Annotated in this window: 12 protein-coding genes; 3 read left to right on the top strand and 9 right to left on the bottom strand. The window is 65.9% G+C overall.

The window, feature by feature from the left end:
• The first annotated feature begins 37 nt into the window (after positions 1–37).
• Together sthA and ppk1 are read left to right on the top strand one after the other, a co-directional pair.
• Positions 38–1,435, top strand: coding sequence for a Si-specific NAD(P)(+) transhydrogenase (sthA, locus tag FPL11_RS08280; RefSeq protein ID WP_144348185.1), 1,398 nt, complete (start codon positions 38–40; stop codon positions 1,433–1,435).
• Positions 1,436–1,515: 80 nt separating this feature from the next.
• On the top strand, positions 1,516–3,594 hold the full coding sequence (gene ppk1, locus FPL11_RS08275; RefSeq protein WP_144348184.1) for a polyphosphate kinase 1: 2,079 nt from the start codon (positions 1,516–1,518) through the stop codon (positions 3,592–3,594).
• On the opposite strand, the gene ppx is transcribed toward ppk1, so the two are convergent.
• The 4 genes from ppx to FPL11_RS08255 are packed head-to-tail and all read right to left on the bottom strand — an operon-like array spanning position 3,595 to position 7,182.
• Positions 3,595–5,124, bottom strand: coding sequence for an exopolyphosphatase (gene ppx / locus FPL11_RS08270; protein WP_144348183.1), 1,530 nt, complete (start codon positions 5,122–5,124; stop codon positions 3,595–3,597).
• 20 nt (positions 5,125–5,144) lie between these two features.
• Positions 5,145–6,212, bottom strand: coding sequence for a GGDEF domain-containing protein (locus FPL11_RS08265; RefSeq protein WP_144348182.1), 1,068 nt, complete (start codon positions 6,210–6,212; stop codon positions 5,145–5,147).
• Positions 6,209–6,604, bottom strand: a complete 396-nt coding sequence (locus FPL11_RS08260; protein WP_069134258.1) for a DUF2721 domain-containing protein — start codon at positions 6,602–6,604, stop codon at positions 6,209–6,211. The genes FPL11_RS08265 and FPL11_RS08260 overlap by 4 nt, the downstream gene beginning before the upstream one ends.
• Positions 6,605–6,627: 23 nt before the next feature.
• A complete protein-coding gene (locus FPL11_RS08255; RefSeq protein ID WP_144348181.1) occupies positions 6,628–7,182 on the bottom strand; it encodes a hypothetical protein in 555 nt (184 codons plus the stop codon).
• A 115-nt stretch (positions 7,183–7,297) separates the two neighbouring features.
• Between FPL11_RS08255 and FPL11_RS08250 the strand changes: the two genes are divergently transcribed.
• Entirely contained in the window at positions 7,298–7,975 is a 678-nt protein-coding gene (locus FPL11_RS08250; protein WP_159308490.1) for a GNAT family N-acetyltransferase, read from the top strand.
• On the opposite strand, the gene FPL11_RS08245 is transcribed toward FPL11_RS08250, so the two are convergent.
• The 5 genes from FPL11_RS08245 to FPL11_RS08225 form a co-directional block, all read right to left on the bottom strand.
• Complete coding sequence (locus tag FPL11_RS08245; protein ID WP_144348179.1) at positions 7,911–8,597, bottom strand: ABC transporter permease; 687 nt, start codon at positions 8,595–8,597, stop codon at positions 7,911–7,913. The genes FPL11_RS08250 and FPL11_RS08245 overlap by 65 nt on opposite strands.
• On the bottom strand, positions 8,594–9,286 hold the full coding sequence (locus FPL11_RS08240) for an ABC transporter permease (RefSeq protein WP_144348178.1): 693 nt from the start codon (positions 9,284–9,286) through the stop codon (positions 8,594–8,596). Before FPL11_RS08240 ends, FPL11_RS08245 begins: the two co-directional genes overlap by 4 nt.
• A gap of 18 nt (positions 9,287–9,304) precedes the next feature.
• Complete coding sequence (locus FPL11_RS08235; RefSeq protein ID WP_144348177.1) at positions 9,305–10,042, bottom strand: ABC transporter substrate-binding protein; 738 nt, start codon at positions 10,040–10,042, stop codon at positions 9,305–9,307.
• Positions 10,039–10,833, bottom strand: coding sequence for an ABC transporter ATP-binding protein (locus FPL11_RS08230; protein WP_144348176.1), 795 nt, complete (start codon positions 10,831–10,833; stop codon positions 10,039–10,041). The genes FPL11_RS08235 and FPL11_RS08230 overlap by 4 nt, the downstream gene beginning before the upstream one ends.
• 71 nt (positions 10,834–10,904) lie before the next feature.
• Positions 10,905–12,551 carry an ExeM/NucH family extracellular endonuclease gene (locus FPL11_RS08225; RefSeq protein WP_144348175.1) on the bottom strand — a complete coding sequence of 549 codons (1,647 nt, stop codon included), beginning with the start codon at positions 12,549–12,551 and terminating at the stop codon, positions 10,905–10,907.
• Positions 12,552–12,554: the final 3 nt, after the last annotated feature.

The raw sequence follows: 12,554 nt of genomic DNA, 5'->3' as shown, positions 1-12,554 counted from the left end.
AGCTAAAATAAAGCACAACGCGAGGAGGATGAACCCCATGAGTGATCAGCATTACGACACGCTCGTCCTCGGCAGCGGGCCGGCCGGCGAAGGCGCGGCGATGAAGCTTGCCAAGGGCGGTCAGCGTGTCGCCATGATCGAGCGGCTGAGCGAGGTGGGCGGCGGCTGCACGCACTGGGGCACGATTCCTTCCAAGGCGCTGCGCCACAATGTCCGCCGGCTCATGGAGTACAACAGCTCCGCCCTGTTCCGCGAGGCCGGCGAGCCCCGGCATGTGTCATTCCAGACCATGCTGCGTCACGCCCGGTCGGTCATCGATCAGCAGGTCGGCCTGCGCAGTGGGTTTTATCTGCGCAACAATGTCCCGGTGCTTACCGGCGAGGGGCGCTTCGAGGACGAGCACACCCTCGCGCTGACCGGTGCGGACGGCCGCACCGAGCGCCTGACGGCCCGGCATTTCCTGATCGCCACCGGTTCACGGCCCTATCGCCCGGCGGATGTTGATTTCTCTCATCCACGCATCTGCGACAGCGACCAGATCCTGTCCCTCGAACATACGCCCCGCAGCCTGATCATCTATGGTGCCGGCGTCATCGGCAGTGAATACGCCTCGATCTTCCGCGGCCTCGGCGTCAAGGTCGACCTGATCAACACGCGTGAGCGCATGCTGGCGTTTCTTGACGACGAAATCTCCGATGCCATCTCCTATCATCTGCGTGAGCACGGCGTTGTCATCCGTCACCGCGAGCAGTACCAGTCCATCGAGGCCGACGACGACGGCGTGACCCTCTACCTGCAGTCGGGCAAGCGGGTGCGCGGGGACCTGCTGCTGTGGGCCAACGGGCGCAGCGGCAACACCGATGGCATGGGGCTGGAGCATATCGGCATCCAGCCCAACGGTCGGGGTCAGGTGGAGGTCAACGACGACTTCCAGACCGCGCAGCCATCGATCTATGCCATCGGCGATGTGGTGGGGTATCCGAGTCTGGCCAGCGCCGCCTACGACCAGGGGCGCTACGCGGCGACCCATATGCTCGAGGGACACTGCGAGTATCGGCTGGCGCATGACGTACCCACCGGCATCTACACCATCCCCGAGATCAGCTCCGTCGGCCGCACCGAGGGCGAACTCACCGATGCCCAGATCCCTTATGAGATCGGCCACGCCTTTTTCAAGGATCTGGCGCGGGCACAGATCTCGGGACAGACGGTGGGCATGCTCAAGCTGCTCTTCCACGCCGATACGCTGGAGCTCCTCGGCATCCACTGCTTTGGCGACCAGGCCGCCGAGATCGTCCACATCGGCCAGGCGATCATGGCGCAGCCGGCCCCCAACAACACCCTGCGCTACTTCATGAACACCACATTCAATTATCCGACCATGGCCGAGGGCTATCGCGTCGCCGCCCTCAACGGCTATAACCGGGTCGCCTGAACCGAGGCAGAGCGCGCACGTAACCTCATCGCAACCGAACCGGTTTATGCTGGGCGGCGACTTTAAAGGACAGCGACGCAATGCAATCGGACAACCTCCACCACCCCGGGCTCTACCTGAACCGTCAGTTGAGCCTCCTGGCCTTCAATGAGCGGGTCCTCGCGCAGGCCGCCGACGACTCCAATCCGCTGCTCGAGCGGCTCAAGTTCCTCTGCATCGCAAGCTCGAACCTGGACGAATTCTTCGAGATCCGGGTGGCGGGCCTGCGCCAGGCCCGGGAACTTGGCGTAGGCCAGAGCGGGCCGGACAACCGGACGCCCCAGCAGGTGCTGCGCGAGATCAGCGAACGCGCCCATGCCCTCGTGGACGAGCAGTACCGGCTGCTCAATGATGAGGTCACCCCGGCGCTGGCCGCGGCGGATATCCGCTTTCTGCGCCGCAACGAATGGACGCAGGCGCAGCAGGACTGGATCCGCAGCTATTTCGAGACCGAGCTCCTGCCCATCCTCAGCCCGCTGGGGCTGGATCCGGCGCATCCGTTCCCGCAGGTCCTCAATAAAAGCCTCAACTTCATCATCTCGCTGGAAGGCAAGGATGCCTTCGGGCGCAGCAGCGGCATGGCGGTGGTCCAGGCGCCTCGGGCCCTGCCCCGCATCATCCAGCTGCCACCGGAGCTCGATGGCGGTGGTACGTACGACTTCGTGTTCCTGTCCTCGGTCATCCACGCCCATGTCACCGACCTGTTCCCGGGCATGAAGACCACCGGCTGCTATCAGTTCCGGGTGACGCGCAACTCGGACCTGTATGTCGACGAGGAGGAAGTGGATGACCTGCTCCGGGCCATGGAGGGCGAGCTGCCATCACGGCGCTATGGCGATGCCGTGCGCCTCGAGGTGGCCGCCAACTGCCCCGAGCACATGGCGCATTTCCTGCTCGAGGAGTTCGAACTCGAGCCCGAGGCCCTCTATCAGGTCAACGGACCGGTCAATCTCAACCGGCTGTTCGCGGTCTGTGACCTGGTCGACCGGCCCGACCTCAAGTACCCGGCCTTCAAGCCCGGGTTGCCGGCGGAACTCAGCCACACCGGCGATATTTTCAAGGTCATGCGACGGCGCGACATCCTGCTGCATCACCCCTTCGAGTCGTTCGCCCCGGTCATCGAGCTGCTGCGCCAGTCAGCCCAGGATCCCGACGTGCTGGCGATCAAGCAGACCCTGTACCGGACCGGCCCCGACTCGGCGGTGGTCGATCATCTGGTCACCGCCGCGCGCAGCGGCAAAGAGGTGACCGTGGTGGTGGAGTTGCGCGCCCGATTTGACGAGGCGGCCAACATCGGGCTTGCCAACCGGCTGCAGGAGGCCGGTGCGCATGTGGTCTATGGGGTGGTGGGTCACAAGACCCACGCCAAACTGATGCTGATCGTACGCCGGGAAAGCGGTCGGCTGCGCCATTACGTCCACCTTGGGACCGGCAACTACCACTCACGCACGGCCCGGCTCTACACCGACTATGGCCTGATGACGACCCGCCCGGCCATTGGCGAGGACGTCCATCGCGTGTTCCTCCAGCTCACCAGCCTCGGCAAGGTCTCGGCGCTCAGTCATCTGCTCGAGTCACCGTTCACCCTGCATCCCGGCATTCTCGAGAAGATCGCCCGCGAGCAGCGCCACGCCGAGGCCGGCCGACCGGCCCGGATCATCATCAAGGTCAACTCGCTGGTCGAACCCAAGGTCATCCGGGCGCTGTACGCGGCATCCCAGGCGGGTGTCGGGATCGACCTGATCGTGCGTGGCATGTGCTGCCTGCGTCCCGGCGTCGAGGGGGTCAGTGACACCATCCGGGTGCGCTCGGTCATCGGGCGGTTCCTCGAGCACACGCGGGTGTTCTACTTCGCCAACAACGGCGACCCGGAGCTCTACTGCAGCTCGGCGGACTGGATGGAGCGCAACTTCTTCCGGCGCGTCGAGGCGGCCTTCCCGCTCCTCGATGCCGAGCTCCGCGACCGGGTGCTCGCCGATCTGCAGACCTATCTTGCGGATAACACGCAGGCCTGGGTGCTGGATGCCGATGGTGAGTACCGCCGCCTCACCCCCGGGGCCGATGAGACCGGCGTGAGCGCCCAGACCGCGCTGCTCCAGGGCTACGGCGAGGACGGCTGATCAGTCGCGATTGATCCGCAGGCGAAAACCCGCTGCCTCGAGAAAGCCGGCCTCCTCGCTCAGGTCGGCTTCAACCAGCGGGTTGTCATCCAGCCAGCCGGCGGGAAAGCGCACGGTGAGCTTGCGCCCGGCGGCCTTGAGAGTGAGTGCCGGCAGGGGTTCGTCGCTGCGCGCGCGCTGCAGGGTCACCGCAAGACGCAGCAGTACCGCCAGTCGGACCGAGGCGGTCTGCCAGTCCTCGGGCAGCTCACGGAAGGCATTACGCGGGAACTTGCGTCGATGGGCCCGGATCAGTGTGGCCAGCAACTGCTGCTCCTCGCGGGCGAAGCCGGCCAGGTCGCTGTGCCGCACGATGTACTCGCCGTGTTTGTGGTACTGGCTGTGGGAAATGTCCAGGCCGATCTCGTGCACCCAGGCGGCCCACTGCAGGGTATCCCGAGCGGCCGGTGTGGCCAGCCCCCAGTCGGTCGCCACCTCGCCGCGCAGGGAATCGGCCAGCGTTGCCACGCGACGCGCCTGATCCTGATCGACGTGGTAGCGCTCGGCCATCGCCCGAACGCTCGCCGTGCGCACGTCGGCATGCCGGATCCGCCCGATCAGATCAAATAACAGCCCCTCGCGCAGCGCCCCATCCGCGGCCTCCATCTGCTCGAGACCGAGTTGCTGGAAAGCACCCAGGAGCACCGCCAGCCCACCGGGCAACACTTCAGCCCGCGAGGCATTGACGCCATCGAGCTTCAGGCGCTTGATATCGCCCGCCTTGACCAGCGCCCGGCGCAGCTTCTGCAGGCCCTTCGGATCAATCCCACCGGCTGTCCAGCCATTTTCGCGCAGACACCGCTCAATGGCGCGAATGGTCCCGGAAGCACCGATGGCCCGCTCCCATCCGAGTCGCCGATAGCGATCGGCTATTGGCTCAAGCTCCCGACGCGCGGCGATCTCGGCCTGCCGCAGGCGTTTGTCGGTGATCACCCCGTCACTGAAGAACCGCTGCGTGGTGCTCACACACCCCATGTGCAGGCTTTCCATTTCGCGTGGGACGAAGTGCTCACCAATAATGAATTCGGTGCTGCCACCGCCGATGTCCATCACCAGGCGGCGATCCTCATCATCGGCGATGCTGTGCGCGACCCCCAGATAGATCAGTCGCGCCTCTTCGTAGCCGGAGACGATCTGGATCGGGTGGCCGAGCGCCTGTTCGGCCTCGCGCAGAAACGCCCGGCTGTTACGCGACTGCCGCAGTGTGTTGGTGCCCACCGCCCGCACGGCACCTTCGGGGAGCTCGCGGACGCGCTGACCGAAGCGCTCAAGACAGGCAAGCGCCCGGGCCCGGGCATCGGCGGACAGCCGCTTCTCGGCATCCAGCCCGGCTGCCAGTCGGACCGACTCACGCAGCCGGTCGTGGGTGCGCAGCCCCGACTCATCGGGCCGCGCGATGATCATATGAAAACTGTTGGAGCCGAGATCGACCGCCGCAATTTCATCGGCCTCGTTGACCGGGTCATGGGTGGGCGCTGCATCGACGGCCATCGGTTCTGACTCCCGTTCGTCTAGCCCGACTCGGAATCAATCCGGGCGCGCTCAATGGCCTGCCAGATGTCCGGGTCGGATGAATGGAACATGCTGGTGCCCAGCGCACAGCGCACACGCTCGCGGACCGGCAGGGCGGTAAAGCGCTGACCTTCGATGCAGCTGCGGAGTCTTTCCGCCACACGGGCCGCCTCATCGGCGTCGGCGTCGGGCAATGCCACCAGGAACTCCTCGCCGCCGTACCGGCCCAGCCCATCAATGTCGCGAACGCAGCCCCGCAGCCGCCGCGCGACCTCACGCAGGACGTCGTCGCCGGTGGCATGGCTGTATTCGCGATTGATCCGCTTGAAGTGCACCAGGTCGACAAAGATCACCGCCAGCGGCTGGTCAAGGCGCTCGGCGCGCTGCCACTCCTGGTCGATGAACGCGATGATGGCGCTGCGGTTGCTGATGCCGGTCAGTGGGTCAAGCACCCGCAGGTCATGGGCCTCCTCGCGGGCCCGCTGCAGTTCGATCTGACGGTCCCGCAGCAGGCGTCGCAGCCGGCTGACATGACTGGCGAAAAAGCCGCCACAGGGCACCAGCGTGCTGAGCGCCACCAGATGCAGCAGCTCCACCTGGGCGTTGAACGCCTCCGGCCGCTGCTGCCAGACGGCCCCCACCGCGACGGCATAGCAGAGCAACGCGAAACCGCCCAGCGCGGTGAACTGTCGAGCATTGAGGCGCAGCACCCCAAACATCAGCAACACCAGAAACAGCAGCAGAAGACCGCCCCGGCCGCCGTCCAGCAGGTACATGGTCAGCCCCATCAGCAGACAGACCATGAACATCTGGAGCCCGGTCAGGCTGGGGTCAACGAAACGCTCGTTGCGGCCGCTGCGGAGAAGCGCGTAGAGCCCCGCATTGACCAGCACGATCACAAGGCTCAGGAATTGCCACTCGGGGATCGCCAGCAGCCCCTGACGGACATAAAGCCCCATCAGGGCGATGGCAAGGCCGTAGACGGTGGCCGCCAGCAGGAAGCGTCGCACCCGGAGCGACTGCCGCGGGTCATTGCCGGGCAGGATCACCCCTGGCAAGGCATTCATCGCTCCGACTCCATATCGGCCAGCTGGATATTGATGGCGTTCACCGATATCCAGATCTCGCGCACCGATAGGGCCAGCGAGACCATCATCAGAATCAGGCTGAGGCCGAACAGCCACCGGGCCACCAGGACAAACCCGCCGAACAGCAGGAACATGCTGGCGACACAGGCCATCAGGCTGCCAACGCCGGCGGCCTGCATGTACTGAATCAACTTCACGCGCCGACGCAGATTATCGATCTGCGCCAGCAGGCTGCGCCGCTGGGTGCTGGAGTAGCGGGCCTGCAGATCCCGGATCAGCGAGGCCAGCGCGAGGAACCGGTTGGTATAGGCCAGCAGCAGCAGGGACACCGCTGGAAACAGCAATGACGGCGTTCCCAGCGTCAGATCCATGCCCTGCTCCACCTGACGGACGCTTACTGAGCGCCGCTACCCGACTGGCGCTGCGACTGGACATTGCCACGGAGGGTCTCAAAGCGGTCGATCATCTCCGGGACGCTGTGATCGATATCGGACATGGCGTCGACGATGTCTTCCTGCAGCTGCATCTGGTCGTCCTGAATGCCGCTGTCCTGCATGGCAGTGCGACGTGCCTGTAACAGCGCCTGACGCGTGCTCTGATACTCTTCCATCATCGCCGCGCGGTCTTCCTCGGCCACTTCGCCGCCACGCAGCTCACGAGCGATGTCCTGGAGGCGCTTGACGTCCTCCCGGGGGCTGACGCCCTCGTCGCGCATACGCGACATCATGCGGTCTTCCAGCGACTGCTGACGGTCCGCCAGACCGGGGTTCTCGTTAATCGCCTCCTCGCGGATTGAGGCCAGCGACTGCTGCAGGGACTGCAGCTCCTGGCGGCTCGACGATCCTCCGTCCGAGCTCTGGGCCTGGGCGAGCCCCGTCGCAGCGACTGCGGCGATCGCAAGCGTGAAGACGGCGCGCCGCGTCCAGTGACAAATGGGTAAATGCGACATTGGTGACTCCATCCAGTCTGTTCTGTTCGAATATAAGCCGGCAAAGTACCAGCCTGTTGCGCTGTCGTGTCAACAATCGCTGCGCGATATCAACCAACCACGAGTGCATCCCACCATGAACGATCCGTTTGACCCCTTCCAGCGTTACTGCCGGGCCGATCAATTCGGCTACAGCTCACGGGTGGTATTTCTTGAGCAGCCCGTTGACTCGACGACTGCTTGGGCTGAAAAGGCCCGGCGCTGGTTCCCCGGCGTGGAGGATTATCTTCAGGCGTATCACCGGGTCGGCAATCCGTGGCTCTGGTCCGATCGGCTGGCTCAGGGGCGGGCCGCCATCGCCCGTGACCTGGACAATCCCGATCACCGCTGCTGGCGCCTCGACCAGGGGGGCGGGCTCGCGGGGTTCTGCGAACTGATCCTGCGTCGCGGTGGTCAGGCGGAAATCCTTCACTGCGGACTCGTGCCCGGCGCCCGTGGCCAGGGCCTGGGCCAGCGGCTGATGGGCAGCGCGCTCGCCGGTGCGCAGGCGCTGGGGGCCCGCCGGATCTGGCTGCATACCTGCAGCGAAGACTCGGTGGCGGCACTGGGTTTTTACCAGCGCGCCGGGTTTCGGCCCTTCGCCACGCGCCTGGAGTGGGTAATCGACCCACGGCGTCGTGGGCTACTGGGGGCCGATGCCGGCGATCAGGTCGAACTGCCGTGGACGGGCGCCCAGGCAGTGCGGGCCTTCAACGCGGCTGCAGATGCCGGTTCAACCGCTTCTCGAGCAGCCGAAACCCGCCCAGGATCATGAACGTGAGCAGCACATAGAGCAGTCCGGCGGCCAGAAACAGCTCCATGGGCGTGTAGGTTCGGGCAATGATGGTCCGCGCCACCCCGGTCAGATCCATCAACGTAATGGTGCTCGCGAGCGCGCTGCCCTTGAGCATGAGGATCACCTCGTTGCTGTACGCCGGCAGCGCGATCCGGAACGCCCGGGGCAGGCGGATGCGACGCCAGATCAGCGCCGGGGTCATGCCCACCGCCTCGGCCGCCTCGACCTCACCGCGTGGCACCGACTGAAGGGCCCCACGCAGGATCTCGGCGGTATACGCCGACGTATTCAGGGTAAAGGCGATGATGGCGCACCAGTACGCCTCACTCAGATAGGGCCAGAGAAACGACGATCGGATCGCCTCGAACTGCCCGCTGCCGTAGTAGACCAGATAGATCTGCACCAGCAGCGGCGTGCCCCGAAAGAAATAGATATGCGCCATGGGCAAGGCCTTCACCCACCCGCGTGGCGAGATACGCACCATTGCCATGGGCACCGCCAGCACCAACCCCAGGACCCCCGAAACGGCGACCAGCTCAAGGGTCAGCAGGGCCCCCTCGGCGAGCGCCGGCAGGCTCTCGATCATTACCTGCCAGTTCATCCGGCCAGCGTCCTCATGCCATGCGTGGTCCGCCGTTCAAGCCAATGGATCGCGAGCGTGGTGAGCGCCGTCAGCCCCAGATAGATTAAAGCCGCCGCCACATAGAAGGTGAATGGCTCTTTGCTGTAGCCCACCGCCACGGAGGTCTCGCGCATCAGATCCTCAAGGCCGATGACCGAGACCAGTGCCGTGTCCTTGATGAGCGAGAGAAAGATATTGCCGCTGGCCGGCAGGGCGACCCGCCAAACCTGTGGCAGGACAATGCGCCGGAAGATCCGGGCCCGCCCCATCCCCAGCGCCAGCCCCGCTTCGCGATGCCCCGCCGGTATCGTCGCCAGGGCCCCACGGAAGACTTCGGTCATGTAGGCGCCGTAGTTGAACGCCAGCGCGATCACGCCGGCCATGAACGGCGACAGCGCGATATACCCGGTGTAGCCCAGCATCGAGGCGACCGCGTTGATCGCGTTGGCCGCGCCGAAATACACCAGCAGGATCACCAGCAGCTCGGGCAGCCCCCGGACCGTGCCGGTATAGAGCGTGCCCAGCGCCCGCACAGGCGCCGGCCCGGCGGTCTTCGCACTGGCACCCAGCAGACCCAGAATGACGGCACAGGCCATGCTGACGATGGCAAGCTGTACCGTCACCCAGGTGCCAGCGGCGAGCTGCGCGCCAAACCCCTGAAGATCCATGCGCAGTCGCCCGGCGGATCAGTAGATATCGAAGGGGAAGTACTCGGCGTTGATCGCCTGATACGTCCCGTCGGCGCGGATCGCCTCAATGGCCTCACTGAAACGCGCGGCCAGGGCCTCGTCCCCCTTGCGCACGGCGATGGCGATCTTGTCATCGTCGTAGACCGGGTCGCCCTTGAACTCGTAAGCGGCGCCTTCGTCGCTCTCGAGCCACTCGTAGCTCACGTAGACGTCGGCGAGCACGGCATCCAGGCGACCGCTTTCAAGGTTCAGATAGGCGTTTTCCTGGGTGTCATAGACCCGGATGTCGGCCTCGGGGACATTGTCCTGCAACCACTGGGCGGCAATGGTCGCGCGCTGGGCGCCGATCACGGCATCGGACGCATCAGACGGGCCGAAATCGCTCTCGTTGGGGGCAATGAACTGCAGCTTGTTGGAATAGTAGGGCTCGCTGAAGCTCACGGCCTCCTGACGCTCGGGGGTGATGGACATCGAGGCGATGATGGCGTCGTAGCGACCCGCAATCAGGCCGGGGATGATGCCATCCCAGGACTGGGTGACCAGCTCGCAGTCAGCGCCCATTTCGGCGCACAGGGCCTCGGCGATGTCGACATCAAATCCTTTGACCTCGCCCGAGGCGTCGATGAAGTTGAAGGGCGGATAGGCGCCCTCAGTCGCGATTCGCAGCGTGTCCTGGGCCGATACGGGCAGGGCGATGAGGCTGCCGAGCAGCAGGGCGAACAGGGAACGGATCATGACAGTGTCACTCCTTTGGCTTCCGATAGATGGGTTGCGAGAAATGCGCGACAGCGCTCTGATCGGGGCTGACCGAAGACCTCGGAGGGCGGCCCCTGCTCTTCGATGCGTCCGGCGTCGAGGAATACGACGCGATGGGCGACATCGCGGGCAAAGCGCATCTCGTGGGTCACGATCAGCATGGTCCGGCCCTCTTCGGCGAGCTGCCGGATCACGCCCAGCACCTCGCCCACCAGCTCGGGGTCAAGGGCGGAGGTGGGCTCGTCGAAGAGGATGACGGCGGGCTTCATCGCCAGCGTCCGGGCAATGGCCGCGCGCTGCTGCTGGCCGCCCGACAGGAACGCCGGGTAGGCGTTCTTCTTATCGCCGAGCCCGACTTTCTCGAGCAGACGCTCGGCCTCGGCAACGGCCTGACGGCGGGAAAGGCCAGAGACATGGATCGGCGCCTCAATGACGTTCTCAAGCACGCTCATGTGAGGCCAGAGATTGAAGTTCTGGAACACGAACCCGATGCCCGCGCGCACCCGGGTGATCTGCTCGTGGTGGGCGGGGCGCAGCGTACCGTCGCGGCCGGCGCGCAGATCAATCGACTCACCGTTGAACAGGATCTCGCCGGCATCCGGGCGCTCAAGCAGGTTGACGCAGCGCAGCAGGGTGCTCTTGCCCGAGCCACTGGTCCCGATCAGCGCCACCACCTCCCCGCGCCGGGCGGTCAGGTCGATGCCCTTGATGACTTCCAGATCACCAAAACGCTTGTAAATCCCGCGCAGCTCGATCGCGGTCTCGTCCATGGGATTCCCCGGCGATATGACAATGCGATGACTACATTAGCAGCGCAACATGGCGATGTCGCCCAATGCGCTCACGACGTCGGCGGGTGCAGGTCGATGATGATCGGATCGTGATCCGACAGCCGCCAGACGCCACGCCCCTCGCGCGCCAGATGCGCGGACTCATCGGCATTGATCGGCCAGACGCGGACCGCGGCGATGCGCGCGAGCATGCCGCGGTTGGCCAGTGCGTGATCGAGGTAGCCGGCACGACCGCGGTAGTTGTAGGTATACCGGTCGAGAGGCGTCACATGACGCGCCAGCAGGTCGTGATACCCGGCGGTGGTCCATGCGCCAACCGCCCGCTCGGCTGGATAGGCATTGAGGTCGGCCAGCACCAGCAATGGCGTGTCCGACGCGGGGCGGCCCGCCAGCCAGTCGATCATCGCCCGGCTCTGGGCCTGGCGCCGATCCGCCCAGCACCCTTCGCCGCGATCGACATCGCCGCGCTGCGGGCAGCCACCCCGGGACTTGAAATGCGCGGCCGCCACGCGGAATTCAGCCCCCTCCGGCGTCCGGAACCGGGCGACAATGGGCTGCCGCGGATGGGCGGGGTGCGCCTGGCGATCAGCCGTCCGCCGGCTCAGGCGATCGGGGCGATACAGCACGACGCTGCGAATGACTGCGTCACCCCGGCCGTCCACGGCCGCGCGATAATCATCCGCCGGCGGCGTCGAGGCGTTCAGCAGGTTGACCAGATTATCGACGGTAACGGCATTGTTCTCGACCTCGTGAAGGGCCAGCAGATCCGGATCGAGGGCCTGCACAAGGTCCCGCAGGCGCTCGCGCTGGCGCTCGAAGGCGCGCTCGGTTGGTGCACCGCGGCCACGGCGGTCGGTGAAGTAGTTCTGCAGGTTGAGCTGCACCAGGCGCAGGCCCGGCCTACGGGGTGGCGCCGCCGGGCGCGGATTGCGGGCCTGGAAGGACGGCGGCTCGGTGGGATGAATGCGCCAGCGCCCGAATGCGCGGGTGAGGATCCCGGTCACCCGCTCGACCCGGTCGCCGGCCCGTCGGATGCCATCCCGGGTGTGCGGAACCGGCCGCGGGTCGCGCCGATAGCTGCCGTCATCGAGGAGCAGGTCCAGCCGCTCGCCGCCCTCAACCCCGTTGTTGGGATGAAACGGCCGCCCGCCCCGGGCGAGGCGCAGACTGCCATAGCGCCCCAGATTGTAGACTTCGGCAATGCTGAGCGACTCGTCGATGCGCACCGGGCGGTCGCGCAGACGTGCGTAGGTCGTCGGATCCCCCGGCTCCAGCCGGACGGGGTCGACCGTACCCACCCCGCAGCGAGACATGGCCACGACCCGTTCGAGCTGGATCCGTCCGCGGTAACGCCCGGTATGGGCGCGGATCCGCAGGCGCGTCTGGCGATCCGGGGTTTCGGCGGTTGCCAGATCGGGGGCATAGACGAAAATCCCGGCCGGCGATGACTCGGAGACCAGATAGAACCCGTTCAGTCCGGAGTCGCCGGGGAAACGCCCGCTGACCAGGGCCTGGACCTCAACCTCCCGGCCGGCCGGCAGGGCCTCACCCTTCAGACCGAGGATTGCCGTGAGCGGAGTCGCCCCCGTTGCCCCGCATGCCGGACGGGCCTGAACGCCGGCGCTGGACAGCGCCAGAACCAGACCGATCAACCCGGCACCCAGCCACCAGCGCCTGCAGTCACCCGACGTTGTCATGCC

This window comes from Spiribacter aquaticus (genome assembly GCF_007625215.1).
Lineage (GTDB): Bacteria > Pseudomonadota > Gammaproteobacteria > Nitrococcales > Nitrococcaceae > Spiribacter > Spiribacter roseus.
Note: the sequence above shows the minus strand (reverse complement) of the source record. Positions and strands in the feature narration are given on the sequence as shown.